The organism is Rhizobium sp. P44RR-XXIV (assembly GCF_001999485.2).
GTDB lineage: Bacteria > Pseudomonadota > Alphaproteobacteria > Rhizobiales > Rhizobiaceae > Rhizobium.
Genome location: NZ_MPVZ02000024.1, coordinates 200,648 through 217,164 on the forward strand (window position 1 = coordinate 200,648; position 16,517 = coordinate 217,164).

13 protein-coding genes and 3 pseudogenes are annotated in these 16,517 nt (G+C 61.0%); 9 read left to right on the forward strand and 7 right to left on the reverse strand.

Annotation, left to right across the window (positions count from 1 at the left end):
• Positions 1-46: 46 nt before the first annotated feature.
• The 4 genes and pseudogenes from BSK43_RS04870 (at position 47) to BSK43_RS04885 (ending at position 4,912) form a co-directional block, all read left to right on the forward strand.
• Positions 47-756 (forward strand): annotated as a pseudogene (locus BSK43_RS04870) (ABC transporter ATP-binding protein).
• Positions 753-3,300 (forward strand): annotated as a pseudogene (locus tag BSK43_RS04875) (ABC transporter permease). Before BSK43_RS04870 ends, BSK43_RS04875 begins: the two co-directional pseudogenes overlap by 4 nt.
• Positions 3,301-3,494: 194 nt before the next feature.
• Entirely contained in the window at positions 3,495-4,235 is a 741-nt protein-coding gene (locus tag BSK43_RS04880) for a Bax inhibitor-1/YccA family protein (RefSeq protein WP_077471966.1), read from the forward strand.
• Positions 4,236-4,354: 119 nt separating this feature from the next.
• On the forward strand, positions 4,355-4,912 hold the full coding sequence (locus BSK43_RS04885) for a GNAT family N-acetyltransferase (RefSeq protein WP_077471967.1): 558 nt from the start codon (positions 4,355-4,357) through the stop codon (positions 4,910-4,912).
• Between the two features lie 259 nt (positions 4,913-5,171).
• Here the strand turns inward: BSK43_RS04885 and BSK43_RS04890 are convergent, their stop codons facing one another.
• The 3 genes from BSK43_RS04890 to acnA form a co-directional block, all read right to left on the reverse strand.
• Positions 5,172-5,576 carry a DUF2794 domain-containing protein gene (locus BSK43_RS04890; protein WP_068388734.1) on the reverse strand — a complete coding sequence of 135 codons (405 nt, stop codon included), beginning with the start codon at positions 5,574-5,576 and terminating at the stop codon, positions 5,172-5,174.
• Positions 5,577-5,909: 333 nt separating this feature from the next.
• Positions 5,910-6,653 carry a thioredoxin family protein gene (locus tag BSK43_RS04895; RefSeq protein WP_068388731.1) on the reverse strand — a complete coding sequence of 248 codons (744 nt, stop codon included), beginning with the start codon at positions 6,651-6,653 and terminating at the stop codon, positions 5,910-5,912.
• A 262-nt stretch (positions 6,654-6,915) separates the two neighbouring features.
• Positions 6,916-9,606, reverse strand: coding sequence for an aconitate hydratase AcnA (gene acnA, locus BSK43_RS04900; protein ID WP_077471968.1), 2,691 nt, complete (start codon positions 9,604-9,606; stop codon positions 6,916-6,918).
• A gap of 262 nt (positions 9,607-9,868) precedes the next feature.
• Between acnA and ccmA the strand changes: the two genes are divergently transcribed.
• From ccmA to BSK43_RS04925, 5 genes are all read left to right on the forward strand, one after another.
• Complete coding sequence (ccmA, locus tag BSK43_RS04905) at positions 9,869-10,516, forward strand: heme ABC exporter ATP-binding protein CcmA (protein ID WP_077471970.1); 648 nt, start codon at positions 9,869-9,871, stop codon at positions 10,514-10,516.
• 330 nt (positions 10,517-10,846) lie between these two features.
• Positions 10,847-11,506 (forward strand): heme exporter protein CcmB, encoded by a 660-nt coding sequence (gene ccmB / locus BSK43_RS04910; protein WP_077471971.1) that lies wholly within the window; start codon positions 10,847-10,849, stop codon positions 11,504-11,506.
• 79 nt (positions 11,507-11,585) lie between these two features.
• Complete coding sequence (locus tag BSK43_RS04915; protein WP_077471972.1) at positions 11,586-12,347, forward strand: heme ABC transporter permease; 762 nt, start codon at positions 11,586-11,588, stop codon at positions 12,345-12,347.
• A gap of 1 nt (position 12,348) precedes the next feature.
• Positions 12,349-12,522 carry a heme exporter protein CcmD gene (gene ccmD / locus BSK43_RS04920; protein WP_077471973.1) on the forward strand — a complete coding sequence of 58 codons (174 nt, stop codon included), beginning with the start codon at positions 12,349-12,351 and terminating at the stop codon, positions 12,520-12,522.
• Positions 12,519-13,133 carry a DsbE family thiol:disulfide interchange protein gene (locus BSK43_RS04925; protein WP_077471974.1) on the forward strand — a complete coding sequence of 205 codons (615 nt, stop codon included), beginning with the start codon at positions 12,519-12,521 and terminating at the stop codon, positions 13,131-13,133. Before ccmD ends, BSK43_RS04925 begins: the two co-directional genes overlap by 4 nt.
• Before the next feature lie 40 nt (positions 13,134-13,173).
• Here the strand turns inward: BSK43_RS04925 and BSK43_RS04930 are convergent, their stop codons facing one another.
• The 4 genes and pseudogenes from BSK43_RS04930 to ftsY all read right to left on the reverse strand — a co-directional run bounded on the left by BSK43_RS04930 (position 13,174) and on the right by ftsY (position 16,502).
• Complete coding sequence (locus tag BSK43_RS04930; RefSeq protein ID WP_136686734.1) at positions 13,174-13,569, reverse strand: hypothetical protein; 396 nt, start codon at positions 13,567-13,569, stop codon at positions 13,174-13,176.
• 125 nt (positions 13,570-13,694) lie between these two features.
• Entirely contained in the window at positions 13,695-14,285 is a 591-nt protein-coding gene (locus BSK43_RS04935; RefSeq protein ID WP_077471976.1) for a DUF2585 domain-containing protein, read from the reverse strand.
• Complete coding sequence (locus BSK43_RS04940) at positions 14,282-15,001, reverse strand: septation protein A (RefSeq protein ID WP_077471977.1); 720 nt, start codon at positions 14,999-15,001, stop codon at positions 14,282-14,284. The genes BSK43_RS04935 and BSK43_RS04940 overlap by 4 nt, the downstream gene beginning before the upstream one ends.
• Positions 14,998-16,502: pseudogene (ftsY, locus tag BSK43_RS04945) on the reverse strand (signal recognition particle-docking protein FtsY). The gene BSK43_RS04940 and the pseudogene ftsY overlap by 4 nt, the downstream one beginning before the upstream one ends.
• Positions 16,503-16,517 lie beyond the last annotated feature (15 nt).

The window sequence follows — 16,517 nt, forward strand, 5'->3', positions numbered from 1 at the left end:
CGCCCGCCATTAGCTTTGATGTTCTCTGATATATAGGGCGTTCGCATTGGCAAAAACCATCATCGAGCTGAAGAAGGCGGATTTGACGCTCGGCAATGCCGCCGCATCGGTCCATGTGCTGAAGGGCATCGACCTCACGATCATGGAGGGCGAGGCCGTCGGTATCGTCGGCCCCTCCGGTTCCGGCAAGTCGACCTTGCTCATGGTGCTGGCCGGCCTCGAAAAGCTCGATAGCGGCGAACTTGTGATCCGTGACACGCCTTTGCACAGCCTCAGCGAAGACCGCATCGCCGACTTCCGCGGCCGAAATATCGGCATCGTCTTCCAGTCCTTCCATCTCATCGCCAATATGACGGCGCTGGAAAATGTCGCCGTGCCGCTGGAACTTGCCAATAACAGGGACGCCTTCGACATCGCCCGGCGCGAGTTGGAAGCGGTGGGGCTCGGCGAACGGCTCAATCACTATCCCGGCCAGCTTTCCGGCGGTGAGCAGCAGCGCGTGGCGATTGCCCGCGCCCTTGCGCCGTCGCCTGCCGTGCTGATCGCCGATGAACCGACAGGCAATCTCGATACCGATACCGGACGCAGATCGCCGACCTGCTTTTCGCCCAGCAAGCCGAGCGCGGCACCACCATGCTGCTCGTCACCCACGACCCGGCGCTCGCCGCCCGCTGCTCGCGCCAGATCCGCGTACGCTCCGGCGAGATCGAGAATGACAGTGCCCGCACACGCGTCAATCAGGCGGCCATAGCATGACGGGTGCGGCGGGAATGCGCCTGCCTCTCGCCTTCCGCCTTGCCCTGCGCGAGCTGCGCGGCGGCCTTGGCGGCTTCTACATCTTCCTCGCCTGCATAGCGCTTGGCACCGGCGCGATAGCCGCCGTCAATTCCGTATCGCGCTCGATCACCGACGCCATATCGACGCAAGGCCAGTCGCTGCTGGCCGGCGACGTTCGTTTCGAGCTGCGCAATCGCGAGGTGACACCGGAGGAACTGGCCTATCTGCAGGGCCTCGGCAAGCTCTCCCGCTCCACCAACTTGCGTTCCATGTCCCGCCTGCCCGATGGCTCCGATCAAGCGCTGGTCGAGGTCAAGGCGGTTGATGACGCCTATCCGCTCTACGGTGCCTTCCAGGCCGATCCCGATCAGCCGCTATCGACCTTGCTCGCCACCAGGGATGGTGCCTATGGCGCCGTCGTCGCGCCGCTGCTGCTCGAACGACTGAACCTCAAGGTCGGCGGCGATCTGCTGCTGGGCAATACCAGGCTGCGCATCACCGGCACCATCGCCAATGAACCGGACGCCGTCTCCGAAGGTTTCGGCTTCGCGCCTCGTCTGCTGACCAGCCGCGACTTGGCCGCCTCAGGCCTGATCACGACAGGCAGCCTTGTCGAGCAGGCCTACAGGATCCGCATGGACGACCCCGCGACCGGGCTGCGCAATATCGGCGATCGTGCCAACGCCGCCTTCCCGCAGGCCGGCTGGTCGATCCGCACCAGTAGTCGCGCAGCACCTGAGCTTGCCGACAATATCACCCGCTTCTCGCAGTTCCTGACATTGGTGGGACTGGCGGCTCTCATCGTCGGCGGCGTCGGCGTCGCCAATGCCGTGCGTGCCTTCCTCGATTCGAAACGCACCACCATCGCCACCTTCAAATGCCTGGGCGCGCCCGCTTTCGTCGTGGTGTTGATCTACCTCATCCAGATCGCGATCATCGCGCTCGCCGGCGTTACCATCGGCCTTGTGCTCGGCGCTATCGCCCCGGTGATAGCCTCGCAGTTCATGGCGGAATTCCTGCCTATATCGACGGTGCCGCGGCTCTATCCCGGCCCGCTGATGCTGGCTGCCGTTCTTCGGCCTGCTGACGACGCTTGCCTTTGCCATTCCGCCGCTCGGCCATGCCCGTGAAGTGCCGGCGACGGCCCTTTTCCGCGAACAAGGCTTCGAGGCGCGCCGCCTGCCCGGCTGGCCCTATCTGCTTGCTGCCGGCGTCCTGATGGCGGCGCTCGCAGCCCTGGCAATCCTCACTGCCTATGATCGCTTCATCGCCATCGTCTTCGTTGTCTCGATCGCCGCCGCCTTCGTCGTGCTGCGCCTGGTTGCCGCCGGGCTTTCCTGGCTTGCCCGCCGCAGTCCGCGCGTGCGTTCGCCGGCATTGCGGCTGGCGATCGGCAATATCCACCGCCCCGGCGCATTGACGGGCTCCGTCGTGCTCTCCCTCGGCCTTGGCCTCGCACTGCTGGTGACCCTGACGCTGATCGACGGCAACATGCGCCACGAACTCACCGGACGCATGAGCGAAAAAGCGCCGAACTTCTTCTTCGTCGATATCCAGGGACCGGAACTCGAGGGCTTCCGCAAGATCGTCCTCGCCGAGGATCCCAAGGGTAAACTCGTCGAAGCGCCGATGCTGCGCGGCCGCATCGTCGCCTTTAACGGCGAGGATGTCACCAAGATGAAGGTGCCGACCGCCGGACAATGGGTCCTGCGCGGCGACCGCGGCATCACCTATGCCGAAACCCTGCCCGAGAATGCCGCGCTCACCGAAGGGCAATGGTGGGACAAGGATTATAGCGGCGAACCGCTGGTCTCCTTCTCCGGCGAAGAAGGCAAGGCGCTCGGCTTGAAGCTCGGCGACAAGGTCACCGTCAACGTCCTCGGCCGCAACATCACCGCCAAGATCGCCAGCTTCCGCAAGGTGCAATGGCAGTCTCTGTCGATCAACTTCGTGATGATCTTCTCGCCGAATACCTTCAAGGGAGCGCCGCACGCCTGGCTCGCGACCCTAACCGACACTTCCGCAACTTCCGAGCAGGAAGCGGCGATCCTGCGGAAGGTCACCAATGCCTATCCCACGATCACCAGCGTCCGCGTCAAGGATGCGCTCGACGTCGTCAATACGCTTGTCGGCCAGCTCGCCACCGCCATCCGCGCCGCCGCATCCGTCGCGCTTATCGCTTCCGTGCTGGTGCTTGCCGGCGCGCTTGCTGCCGGCAATCGTGCCCGCACCCATGATGCCGTCATCCTCAAGACGCTCGGCGCGACCCGGGCCATGCTGATCCGAGCCTTCAGCTACGAATATCTGATCCTGGGTGCGGCGACGGCGGTCTTCGCGCTGATCGCCGGCTCGGCCTCCGCCTGGTACATCGTCAGCCGCATCATGCGACTGCCCTCGACCTTCATGCCTGACGTCGCCTTCTCCACCCTCATCATCGCGCTGGTGCTGACTGTTGGTATCGGATTGATCGGTACGTGGCGCATCCTCGGCCAGAAGGCAGCCCCGGTACTGCGCGAGCTTTAACCCCTTCCGACCATTGACAGAACAATACGAATCGACCCGATATTACATCGATTTAACGCGGCGCCGTCCCCTTGACCCTTGTGTATAAGGCTTGAAAGCCTCATATTCTGTGCAGGCATGCTGGAGCTCCGCAGCGGCGCCTGGGCCCGAGAGGCCCGACACCGTACCCACATTGGAGCTTGAAAGAGGAAAACATGGCTGACTTTCGCAATTACCAAAACCGGGCGCAGAGCGGCGCGCAATCCGGTGCGATGATAGACGCAGGCCTTCGAGCCTATATGCTCAAGGTCTATAACCTGATGGCGCTGGGTCTGGCGATCACGGGTGTTGCTGCCTATCTTTCGTTCTCGCTCGCTTTCTCCAACGGACAGATCACGGCCTTCGGCCAGGCGATCTATCTGAGCCCGTTGAAGTGGGTGGTCATTCTGGCTCCGCTGGCAATGGTCTTCTTCCTGAGCTTCAGGATTAACCGCATGAGCGTAGCCGCCGCGACGACGACCTTCTGGGTCTATGCCGCGCTGGTAGGCCTGTCGCTGTCGTCGATCTTCATCATCTACACCGGCCAGAGCGTCGTGCAGACCTTCTTCGTGACCGCCGCCTCCTTCGGCGCGCTGTCGCTCTATGGCTATACGACCAAGCGTGACCTGTCGGCGATGGGTTCGTTCCTGATGATGGGTCTCTTCGGCCTGATCATCGCGTCGCTGGTCAACATCTTCCTGGCTTCGTCCGCCCTGCAGTTCGCCATCTCGGTGATCGGCGTGCTGATCTTCGCAGGCCTCACCGCCTACGATACGCAGCGGATCAAGGAAATGTACTACGCTGCTGACGATGCCACCGTGGCTGGCCGCAAGGCCATCATGGGCGCCCTGTCGCTCTACCTGGACTTCATCAACCTGTTCATGTTCCTGCTGCAGTTTATGGGCAATCGCCGCTAATCGCACGGCTTGAACAAGACATTCGGAAAGGCGGCTTCGGCCGCCTTTTTATTTGCCTGGAGGATAGTCCTGCGATTTGATATCGACCGTCACATCGAGCAGATCAGGCAAGAAAAGCAATGTCCGTCAGCCTTCGCAGCGCAACCGTAAACGACCTTCCCCACATCACCGCCATCTACCGCGATTCCGTGCTGAACGGCACGGCCAGCTACGAGATCACGCCCCCAAGTGAAGAGGAGATGGCGGGCCGCTTCCTGGCGATCCAGGACAAAGCCTACCCCTACATCGTCGCGGAAGACAGAGGCGGCACGTTCCTCGGCTATGCCTATGCCTCGGCATTCCGCACCCGCCCAGCCTATCGTTGGATGGTGGAGGATTCGATCTATCTCGCGCCGGAAGCTCGCGGCCGCGGCGTCGGCGGGCTGCTGTTGAAGGCCTTGGTCGAGAGCTGCGAGACGCTCGGCTTCCGCCAGATGATCGCCGTCATCGGTGGCGCCCACCCGGCCTCTGTCGCCGTACACCGCTCAGCGGGCTTCACCGAGGTCGGGCTGCTGAAAGGCACGGGCTACAAGCATGGCCGGTGGCTGGACACGATGCTGATGCAGAAGGCGCTCGGCGACGGCAACGACAGCGATCCGGACCCATCGGTTTATCCGGGGACGTTGTTTGGGGAGTAGCGCAGGTTTCGCATATGCCGCACGTTTGATACCCCCCTCTGTCGCTGTCGTGACATCTCCCCCACAAGGGGGGAGATTATTGGGAGCATGACGCTCGTCTCTCAAAAACAACAAGCCGCATTTCAGCAGGCACGATGTTGGTTGGTGGTGCAGGGAGCGCTCCAAGTTGCCAATCTCCCCCCTTGTGGGGGAGATGTCCCGAAGGGGACAGAGGGGGGTGCGGCACTATCAGCCAGCACACAGCAAATGGCGATAAGAGCTACTTATCCACCAGCTTCAGCTGCTTGTCGAAAACCTTCAGGACCTGTTGCAGGTCATGGCCGCGTTTCAGGATCATGCCGTTGGTGTTGACCACGGAGAAGGCCCCCTGCTTGGCAGCCAGCTTCGGGTTCTTTTCGATGCGGAAGAGCGGCAATTCGCCTGAGCGCTTGAAGACGGAGAAAACCGCCATGTCCTTGAGGTGGTCAATGGCATAGTCCCGCCACTCGCCCTCCCCGACCATGCGACCGTAGATCCAGAGAATGGCATCAAGCTCGCGGCGGTGGAATGTCACCGGCAGCGGGTCCTTGCTCTGTTTGTATTCCCTGAGATCGACGACGACGGAGGTGGTGTTGGTGTCGACGGAACGGCTTTCGCTATGGCGCAAATCCGGCTGATCAGTCATCAATCCCCCAGGGGCTATCTCATGACAAGAGAATGACAGTTTGCCTCAGCCACACCAAATTGCAAGACACCTGGCGGCTCACAATTTCTTTCCTGCCCCCGAAAGCGTCTCGGCGGCGCCGCATTTCAGTCAAAACGCCGCCCGATTTGCAGGAAGTATAGGCAACCGCTTGGCGCCGCCGCGTCAAGCGGCCCGGCCGGGGGCGTATCGATAAACCCCAGCCCCGAATGCGTCCTCGCCGGGCACCTCCCCTTTTTGGCATCAGCCAAAATAGGGACCCTTTTCGGCGCCAGCCGAAATAGAAGGCTTAGGGGTCAGCTTGAAAAAAGCCGCTCAGCCGTCCGAGCCGATGGTCAATACCGTCGCACCGATGATGGCTGCGGGATCGCCCGTGGGTGTCGAAGACTGCAGGAGAACCGCAAGCCCTCTCCGGCCGGCCTTATCAAGTACATTGGCGGGCAGGACGATATTCATCGCCTTGCCGTCCCACATACCAACGGTTTCGACATCTGAAACCGCATGCATGTAGGCGATCTGCTGACCGTTGTTTTCGCCGCCCTTCGGAGCCACCATCTGCTCCTTGTCGAAATAGACGACGACAACATTGGCCTTGCCTTGGCCAGCGCCGATCTTGATCGACAGCTCGTCGTCCTTCATGGCGGCATTCACTGGAATAGTCAGACCTTCACCGCTGCGCTGGAAGCTATCGAGCTTGACGTTGATCGCATTGAGATCCGCGCCGTTCATATGGTCGCGGCCATTGACGACGGCCTGGGGCGTGTAGACGCCGCTGCGGCCGAGCGCGCGCGCATAGGCATATTGGCGCGCCGTGTTGTCCTTGGACGCCATCGTGTCGCTCCAGCCGAGATAGTTCCAGTAGTCGACATGATAAGCAAGCGCCACCACGTCGCCCTGGCGGATCAGCTTGCGGAAGGCGGCATCGGCGGGTGGACAGGAAGCGCAGCCCTGTGCGGTGAAGAGCTCGACCACGCCCTTGATCTTCGCAGCCTCCTGCGCATGCAGCGAACTTGCCAGCGCGATGCCTGCCAGAAGTAGAATCGAAAGTCGAAGGCGCATTTCCCTTGTACCTCATTGTCAAATTTCAAAGGTCGTCTGCCTACGCAGGCCCTGAAACCGCTCACGCTCCTTCGGGCAACCATGCCCGTATCAAGCCCGAAAAATCTGAAACAAGAGATAATAGTTTAGCGTGATGACGCAAAGTCACGATGGGGTGAGACCGGCGTGCAGCACCGGACGTGCCGTACACATCGGCGTGAAAAACAAGACGCCGCCAGGAAACTTTCCCCGGCGGCGCGTAATTTGCGGCTTTTAGAGCCTATCAGGCAGCGAGATCGCGCAGAACGGTCTGCAGGATGCCGCCATTGTTGACGTAGATGACCTCATCCAGCGTATCGATACGGCAGATGATCGGGATATCGCGAACCGTGCCGTCGCCATAGGTAACCTTGGCGATCTTGCGCTCGCGCGGCTTGATATCAGCCAGGCCTTCGATGGTGACGAGTTCGTCACCCTTCAGCTCAAGGGTGGCCCAGGTGGTGCCGTCCTCGAAGACGAAGGGGATGACGCCCATGCCAACCAGGTTCGAGCGGTGGATACGCTCGAAGGACTGGGCGATCACGGCGCGTACGCCGAGCAGGTTGGTGCCCTTGGCAGCCCAGTCACGCGACGAGCCGTTGCCGTATTCGACACCGGCGAAGATGACGAGCGGAACGCCCTCGGCCTTGTACTGCATGGCCGCATCGTAGATCGACGTCTCTTCCTTGGACGGATAGTGGATGGTGTAGCCACCTTCCTTGCCGTTCGGGCCGAGCATGTGGTTGCGGATGCGGATGTTGGCGAAGGTGCCGCGCATCATCACTTCATGATTGCCGCGGCGCGTGCCGTACTGGTTGAAGTCGGCAACGCCGACACCATGGCCGATGAGGTAAGCGCCGGCCGGCGAGGCAGCCTTGATCGAACCGGCCGGGGAAATGTGGTCGGTGGTGATCTTGTCGCCGAAAAGGCCGAGAACGCGGGCGCCCTTGATGTCGGAAATGCCGGCGCCCTTCTTGCCCATGCCCACGAAGTAAGGCGGGTTCTGCACGTAGGTCGAATTGTCGTCCCAGGCATAGGTCTGGCCTGGAGGAACCTGTACGGCCTGCCAATTGGCATCGCCCTTGAACACGTCGGCGTACTTGCTCTCGTAGAGTTCGCGGGTGACGTATTTCAGGATGAATTCCTGGATCTCATGCGAGGTCGGCCAGATATCCTTGAGGAAGACCGGCTTGCCATTCTGGTCTTCGCCGATCGGCTCCTTGGTCAGGTCCATCTGTACCGAGCCGGCAAGCGCATAGGCGACGACGAGCGGTGGCGAGGCCAGGTAGTTGGCCTGGACGTCAGGCGAAATACGGCCTTCGAAGTTGCGGTTGCCCGAAAGCACGCCTGATACGATCAGGCCCTTGTCGTTGATCGTCTTCGAGATCGGCGCCGGCAGCGGGCCGGAATTGCCGATGCAGGTGGTGCAGCCGAAGCCGACCAGGTTGAAGCCGAGCTTGTCGAGGTCGGCCTGCAGGCCGGACTTGGCGAGATATTCGCCGACGACCTGCGATCCTGGCGCCAGCGAGGTCTTGACCCACGGCTTGCTCTTCAGGCCCTTGGCAACGGCGTTGCGGGCGAGCAGGCCGGCAGCGATCAGCACCGACGGGTTAGAAGTGTTGGTGCACGACGTGATCGCGGCGATCGCAACGTCGCCATGGCCGAGATCGAAGTCCGTGCCTTCGACCGCATAGCGGTTGGAGAGCTGGCCAGGCTTCTTGTATTCGGTTTCCAGCGAACCGGCGAAACCGGAAGCGATGTTTTCCAGAGGAATGCGGCCTTCCGGACGCTTCGGGCCTGCCATGGCCGGTACGACGTCGCCAAGATCGAGTTCGAGCGTATCGGTGAAGACGAGGTCGGAACCGTCATTGTCGCGCCACATCCCTTGAGCCTTGGAATAGGCTTCGACGAGCGCGATGCGATCCTTCGCGCGGCCGGACATGTTGAGGTAGTTCAACGTTTCCTTGTCGACCGGGAAGAAGCCGCAGGTCGCGCCGTATTCCGGACCCATGTTGCCGATGGTGGCGCGGTCGGCGAGCGGCAGCGCGTCGAGGCCGGGGCCGAAGAATTCGACGAACTTGGAAACGACGCCCTTCTTGCGCAGCATCTGCACGACGGTCAGCACGAGGTCGGTCGCGGTGACGCCTTCCTTGAGCTTGCCAGTCAGCTTGAAGCCGATGACTTCCGGAAGCAGCATGGAAACCGGCTGGCCGAGCATGGCAGCTTCAGCTTCGATACCGCCGACGCCCCAGCCGAGAACGCCGAGACCGTTGATCATTGTCGTGTGCGAATCGGTGCCGACGCAGGTGTCCGGATAGGCGATCGTCTCGCCGTCCTCTTCCTTCGTCCAGACGGTCTGGCCGAGATATTCGAGGTTGACCTGATGACAGATGCCGGTGCCGGGAGGAACGACGCGGAAGTTCTTGAACGCCTGCTGGCCCCACTTCAGGAAGCGGTAACGCTCGCCATTGCGCTGATACTCGAGCTCGACGTTGCGGGCGAAAGCCTGCGGCGTACCGAATTCATCAACGATGACGGAGTGGTCGATGACGAGATCGACGGGAACCAGCGGGTTGATCTTTTCAGGATCGCCGCCGAGGGAGACCATGGCGTCGCGCATAGCGGCAAGGTCGACCACGGCCGGAACGCCGGTGAAGTCCTGCATCAGCACGCGCGCCGGGCGATAGGCGATTTCGTTCTCGACGGTACCCTTGTTGGTCAGCCATTCGGCGACGGCGAGGATATGGTCCTTGGTGACCGACTGCCCGTCTTCAAAACGCAGCAGGTTTTCCAGAAGCACCTTCATGGAGTAAGGCAGCTTGGAAACATCGGGCAGACCATTCGCTTCAGCCTTGGGCAGGCTGAAATAGACATAGTCTTTTCCGTCCACGGTCAGCGTGGAACGACAATTGAAACTGTCAAGAGATTTAGACACGAGATACCCCGTTTCTGATAGCCAACACAGTCGTGCGAACGCCTATGCACTTTATGCACATCAGGATGCGGGTACGGCCATTTCCGCTGTCCGCACGTAAGGCAGAAAACCTTATGTTCGGCGCAAGGATGAAATTCACGCCGACCGCTGGCGTGGTTGCAGGTCTTATAGATAATTTCGTAAAGACTTGCCAGAGTGACAAGATGCAAATTTGGACAATTTTTTGCGCATTGCGGTAAAGAAAATAGGAAAGCCTGAGCGAATGCATCTAAGCGCTGAAAATCTGGCGGCGAGGCGGGGCGAAGACCTGATTTTCTCGAACGTTTCCTTTGGCTTGGAGGGTGGTGACGCGCTCGTTCTCACCGGCCGCAACGGCTCTGGAAAGTCGACGCTTCTGCGTGTTGTGGCCGGTCTTCTGAGGCAGGAAAAGGGTCGCGTCACATTGTCAGGTATCGATGGCGATTCGGAGCGCACGCCCGGCGAAGCCAGCCACTATCTCGGCCACCGCAATGCGATGAAATCCGAGCTGACCGTCGCCGAAAACCTGACATTCTGGAAAACCTTCCTTGGCGATATGCCGGGGGGCGCCGGTCTCGGTATCGAGGCGGCGGCGGATGCCGTCGGGCTTGCCGATATCGCCCATCTCCCATTCGGCTACCTCTCCGCCGGCCAGCAGCGCCGAATCGCTTTCGCCAAACTCCTGGTCGCCCATCGCCCGATCTGGATCCTCGACGAGCCGACGGCGGCGGTCGACACGTCTGCAGACCAGCTCTTCACCGGCCTGATCTCCGCGCATCAGAGGAAGGGCGGCATTGTCCTTGCCGCGACGCATCAGCCACTGGGATTGGAGAATGTGCAGGAAATGCGGATGACCGGGTTTGCCGGGGTGAGTGAAGGGGTTTGGGGATGACGGTTACGTTTGTGAGAAGACGTTCCCTTTCGCTCAGCTCAAGGCGCTTATTGCTAAGCAATAAGCTACCCCCCTCTGTCACTATCGTGACATCTCCCCCACAAGGGGGGAGATTGTGGGCGGCAACCCCTCACCATATTCAACTACAAAATGCTCTGCAAATTCAGCACATGGTTGTTTGGAAGAAGCTGAGCCACGGGCTAACAATCTCCCCCCCTTGTGGGGGAGATGTCCCGAAAGGGACAGAGGGGGGTGGCGAGAAGCACCTGCTTCTCGCGCCGTGAGCCAAACGAGCGGCAACCTCGCGGCAAACTCCGAAAGCCACTACTCATGACCGCCCTCTTCCTCCGCGACCTCAAGCTCTCGGTCCGCGCCGGCGGTGGCGCTCTCATTGGCATCCTCTTCTTCCTCACCGTCGTCGCCGTCATCCCCTTCGGCGTCGGCCCCGATCTAAAATTGCTCTCCCGAATCGGCCCGGCCATCGTCTGGATCGGCGCGCTGCTCGCCTGCCTGCTTGGATTGGACCGTCTGTTCCAGGCGGAGCGCGACGACGGCTCGCTCGATGTGCTCGTCATGCAGGAAACGCCGCTGGTGCTGACCGTTCTGGTCAAATGCGCCGCGCATTGGGTGGCGACCGGCCTGCCGCTGGTCATCGCCTCGCCGCTGCTCGGTCTCTTTATGAATATGAGCGAGACCGCGATCGCGGCGACGGCGCTCACCTTGCTTGTCGGCTCGCCGGCACTCACCTTTATCGGCGCGGTCGGGGCGGCAGTGGCGGTGGCGCTGCCGCGCGGCGGCCTGCTGGTGTCGATCCTGGTGCTGCCGCTGGCGATCCCGGTGCTGATCTTCGGCGTCAGCGCCACCTATGCCGCGGTCGAAGGACCGCAACCCTTCCTGTCGCCCGTCCTGATCCTTATCGCGCTCACCCTGTTCTTCGCCGTGCTCGGCCCGGCGGCGGCAGCCTTGGCATTGCGGAACACGACTGATTGATCGCGATGAGATACTGTTTCGCTCATCTGAGACAATGCTGTCGATTGCCGGAAAAGCCATATCGGGTTAAACAAGCCGCATGAGCGATATCAGCCCTGCGATCAGCCGATTTTCCGACCTCGCCAACCCCACGCGGTTCCTGGCTTTCTCGGCACGTCTGATCCCCTGGCTCGCGGTCATCTCGGCCGTGCTTTTCGCGATCGGTCTCTATCTCTCCTTTACGACCGAGGGCGATTACCAGCAGGGCGATACCGTCCGCATCATGTATATTCACGTTCCCGCCGCCTGGCTTTCGATGATGTGCTACACGATCATGAGCATGTCGGCGATCGGCACGCTGGTCTGGCGCCATCCGTTGGCCGACGTCGCCGGCAAGACTGCCGCCCCGCTCGGCGCCGCCTTCACGCTGATTGCACTCGTTACCGGCTCGCTCTGGGGCAAGCCGATGTGGGGCACCTATTGGGTCTGGGATGCACGCCTGACCTCGGTCTTCATCTTGTTCCTGATGTATCTCGGCCTGATCGCGCTCAACCGCGCCATGGACGATCCGTCCAAGGCCGCCCGCGTCGCCGCCGTGTTGACGCTGGTCGGCTTCATCAACATTCCGATCATCAAGTTCTCGGTCGACTGGTGGAACACGCTGCATCAGTCGGAAAGCATCATGCGCATGGATGGCCCGGCCATCGACGCGGAATTCCTCTGGCCGCTCTTTATCATGGCGCTGGCCTTCACGCTGCTGTTCTTCACGCTGCATCTGATGGCGATCCGCAACGAGATCTGGCGCCGCCGCATCGCCGCGCAGCGCCGCATCGCCGCGCGCATGGCAAGCCGGGAGGAATAGCATGACCCATCCCTTCTACGTCTTCGGCTCCTACGGCTTTGCCGCCGTCATGATCCTGGCCATCATCGCCTGGACATGGATCGACGGACGCCTGCGCCGCCGCGAACTGGCGGCTCTCGAAGCATCGGGCATTCGCCGCCGTTCGCAGCGCCCGCCCGAAGGCGATGCAAAATGACCACCGATGCCGATAACAAGGACCAGCCGAAATCCGGCAGCAGCACCGCGCGCTATTTGCTGGCGCTGATCCCGCTGATCGTCTTTGCCTGCATCGCGCTTGCTGTCGGCAAGGTCATGTATGACCAGGAAGTTCACGGCACCGACATCTCCGCCATCCCCTCGGCACTGATCGGCACGAAGGCGCCGAAACTTGCCTTGCCGCCGCTCGAAGGCTCCAATCTGCCGTCACTGACCGACGACGCCATCAGGGGCAAGCTCACCCTCGTCAACGTCTTCGCCTCCTGGTGCATCCCCTGCCGGGACGAGCATCCTGTGCTGAAAGAGCTTGCCAAGGACGGCCGGCTCAACATCGTCGCGATCAATTACAAGGATACGAGCGAGAACGCCCTGCGCTTCCTCGGCGAACTCGGCAATCCCTATAACGCCATCGGCATCGACCCCAACGGCACCGCCGCCATCGACTGGGGCGTCTACGGCATCCCGGAGAGCTACCTTGTCTCGCCTGACGGAACGATCCTCTACAAGCAGGTCGGCCCGTTTACGGCCACCAGCCTGAAGGAAGGGCTCTATCCGGCGATTGAGAAGGCTCTGGGGAAGCCAGCATCCTGAAGTCCGACACACATTCTGCTTTGAGCCGAAACAACGGCAATTATTTCTTGTCACAGAGGAAATTGCCGCGCGTGAACGTGTTCATGACGTCTTCTGCCGGCGCATCCTTCAGTGTTGGATTGTGGGTAAGGAAATCGCAGAACATGCCGGTGATTTTTGCTGGATCAATCTGCGGCGGAATGCAGATATCAACGCCGACGGACTCGCCGAAATAGCCCCAGTTCGTCATCGCCCGGACATTGGGGATCGATTGGGCAATGCCGCGACGCGCGAGAAAATCGTCTCGATTCCATTTGTCCAGCCAGCCGATGACATAGCCGGAAACAAGTTGCCGAGAGCTGCTGCAATCGGCAATCAGAGTTCCGGCATCGGTGAAACCTGCCGGCGATTTGGATGTGATTACGGCCAATAACACTGCGACTGCGATGCTCGACATCTGCTCCCCCGCAAGATCGTACACCAGCAACGACTTTGCCGTGACGCGACATTACGTGAGTAAATGCAATTTTATGGCGATTTTTGGCAATGGCGAACGCTGCCATCGCCAAATTCAAAAATCGGCTAAATCCCACCCTGCCAGGTCTTGATCGCCTCGACCGGCCAAACCAGCATCAGCACATTGAGCGTGAGATTATCGCGGATCAGGTAGCCCGTCAGCAGCTCGAAGAAGATGGCGATGGCGATCGTCACAACCACCGGCGCGCGCCAGGCAAAGAAAAAGCCGACCACCATGAACACCGCGTCCATCGCCGAGTTCAGAATACTGTCGCCGACATAATCGAGCGAGATCGTCGCCGCCCGGTAACGGTTGATGATGATGGGCGAGTTTTCCAAAAGCTCCCAGCCGGATTCGATCAGCATGGCAACGAACAGGCGCATCGACAGTGGCTTGCGGCGCATGATCAGATGGGTGAGGCCGAAGAAGAGGAAGCCGTGGATGATGTGCGATGGCGTGTACCAGTCGGCGATATGCTGCGAATTGCCGCTGGATTTCACCACAGGCTCGAAAAGCTTCACGTAGCCGCAGGTGCAGATCGGCACGCGGCCCATCATATATTCCGCCACGATCTGCACGAGCAGAACGAGAGCGCAGGCGATGAACCAGAAGTTTTGCTGCCGGTAGCGGTTTTGCGCGTCGACGGCTTCGGTCATTTGCCCGATTCCGCCGGCTGCTCGATCGTATGCTTCATGATCAACGGCATTTGCGACAGGGTGAAGAGGATGGTGATCGGCATCGTTCCCCAGACCTTGAAGTTGACCCAGAGATTGTCGGCAGCCTTGGTGTCGGGCAGGTAGTACCAGTTCGACAGCCGCCAGACGACCTCATTGAGCACGGCCAGAACCAGGAAAAACAGGCCCCACCGCAGCGTCAGCTTGCGCCAGCCTTCGCTATCCAGCTGAAAGGCGGCATTGAAGACATAGCCAAGCAGCGACTTGCCAAAGGCAAGGCCGCCGAGCAGCACCACGCCGAACAGGGCGTTGACGATGGTCGGCTTCATCTTAATGAAGGTTTCGTTCTGCAGGTAGATGCCGAGCGCGCCGAAGACGAGGACGACGATGCCCGATACGAAAGGCATCAGCGGCAGATGGCCGAGCATGACCTTCGAGACGACGAGCGAGAGCACCGTTGCCGCCATGAACAGGCCGGTGGCGACGAAGAGAGGCCCGCCAAGCGCCGCCAGCTGCGGAAATTGCTGCGCCAGCCACTCTCCACGCAGATTGCCGAAGAAGAATACCAGCAAGGGCCCGAGTTCCAGCACCAGCTTCAGCATCGGATGATGCTTGTCGGCGGCACTTGGGGTGAGTTCGTTGTCGCTGGTCGTCATTGCGGCACTTTCGCTATCGTCGAATTTGTTCTTGTCGTTCATTGGCTGCTTCCGCCGCCTGTCCCTGCGATGGCATTGGCGAAATCCTCCGCCTCGAACGGCTCGAGATCGTCTACACCTTCGCCGACCCCTATGAAATAGACCGGCAGCTTATGCTTGGCCGAGATGGCGACAAGAATGCCGCCGCGCGCCGTGCCATCAAGCTTGGTCATGATCAGCCCGTTGACGCCGGCGACATTGCGGAAGATTTCCACCTGGTTCAAGGCATTCTGGCCCGTGGTGGCATCAAGCGTCTGCAACACGGTATGCGGCGCATCCGGATCGAGCTTGCCGAGCACACGGACGATCTTCTCAAGCTCGGCCATCAGCTCCGCCTTGTTCTGCAGGCGGCCGGCGGTGTCGATGATCAGCACGTCGCTCTTGTTGGCCTTGGCCTGCTGAAAAGCATCGAAGGCAAGGCCGGCGGCGTCCGCGCCAAGCTTGGTGCCGATGAACTCCGACTTGGTGCGGTCGGCCCAGATCTTCAACTGCTCGATGGCGGCAGCACGGAACGTGTCGCCGGCAGCGACCATGACCTTGAGACCTGCGCCGGACAGTTTGGACGCCAGCTTGCCGATGGTCGTCGTCTTGCCGGTGCCGTTGACGCCGACGACGAGGATGACATGCGGCTTGTGGCTGAGATCGAGCTGCAACGGCTTGGCGACCGGCTTCAGCACCTTGGCGATTTCCTGCGCCATGATGCGGCCAACGTCCTCGCTCGTGACGTCCTTGCCATAGCGCTCGGAGGCCAGCGTATCGGTGACCCGCATCGCCGTCTCGACGCCAAGATCGGCCTGGATCAACAGATCCTCCAGATCCTGCAACGTCTGATCATCGAGTTTGCGCTTGGTGAAGAGCGCTGCGATCTGGCCGGTGAGCTGCGACGAGGTGCGCGCAAGCCCGGCGCGCAGGCGCTGGAACCAGGAAAGTTTTTGTTTGGGTGCTTCCGGGGTGGGCTCGGGAACGGTGGTGACGGTGGCGAAGCCCTTGGGGAGGACGGGGGCGGTGTTGGCGTCTTTCGACGCTGGGGCCGCGTCTGCCGCGCCTTCGTCACCCCCCTCTGTCCTCGTGACATCTCCCCCACAAGGGGGGAGATCATATCGATGGGGTGCTCTTCCGACGTCACATCAGCTTCGGTGCTTTCGGCCTGTTGGAGTTCAGCAACCACATTACCTAAGGCGGGCTCGGAATCTACTGCTAGCTCGGACGCCAAAGCCTCCACTTGAGGCGAAACAGCTGCCTCTTCAGGCTTTTCAATCTGTTGCGCCTGCTGAACAGGCGCGGCATCCTCCAAACGATCTCCCCCCATGTGGGGGAGATGTCCCGAAGGGACAGAGGCGGGTAACGCGGGTTCGGCAAACTCAGGCGTAGCGGAAGGCTCAACGACAACCGCCTCCGTCTCCGGCGCAGCTACATCCGGCGTAACTACCTCCGCAGGCGCCGGCTCTTCAACCGGCTTTTCACGGCCGAAGGTGAAGACTTTTTTGATGAAACCGAGCGCCATGAAGTATCCGTTGAA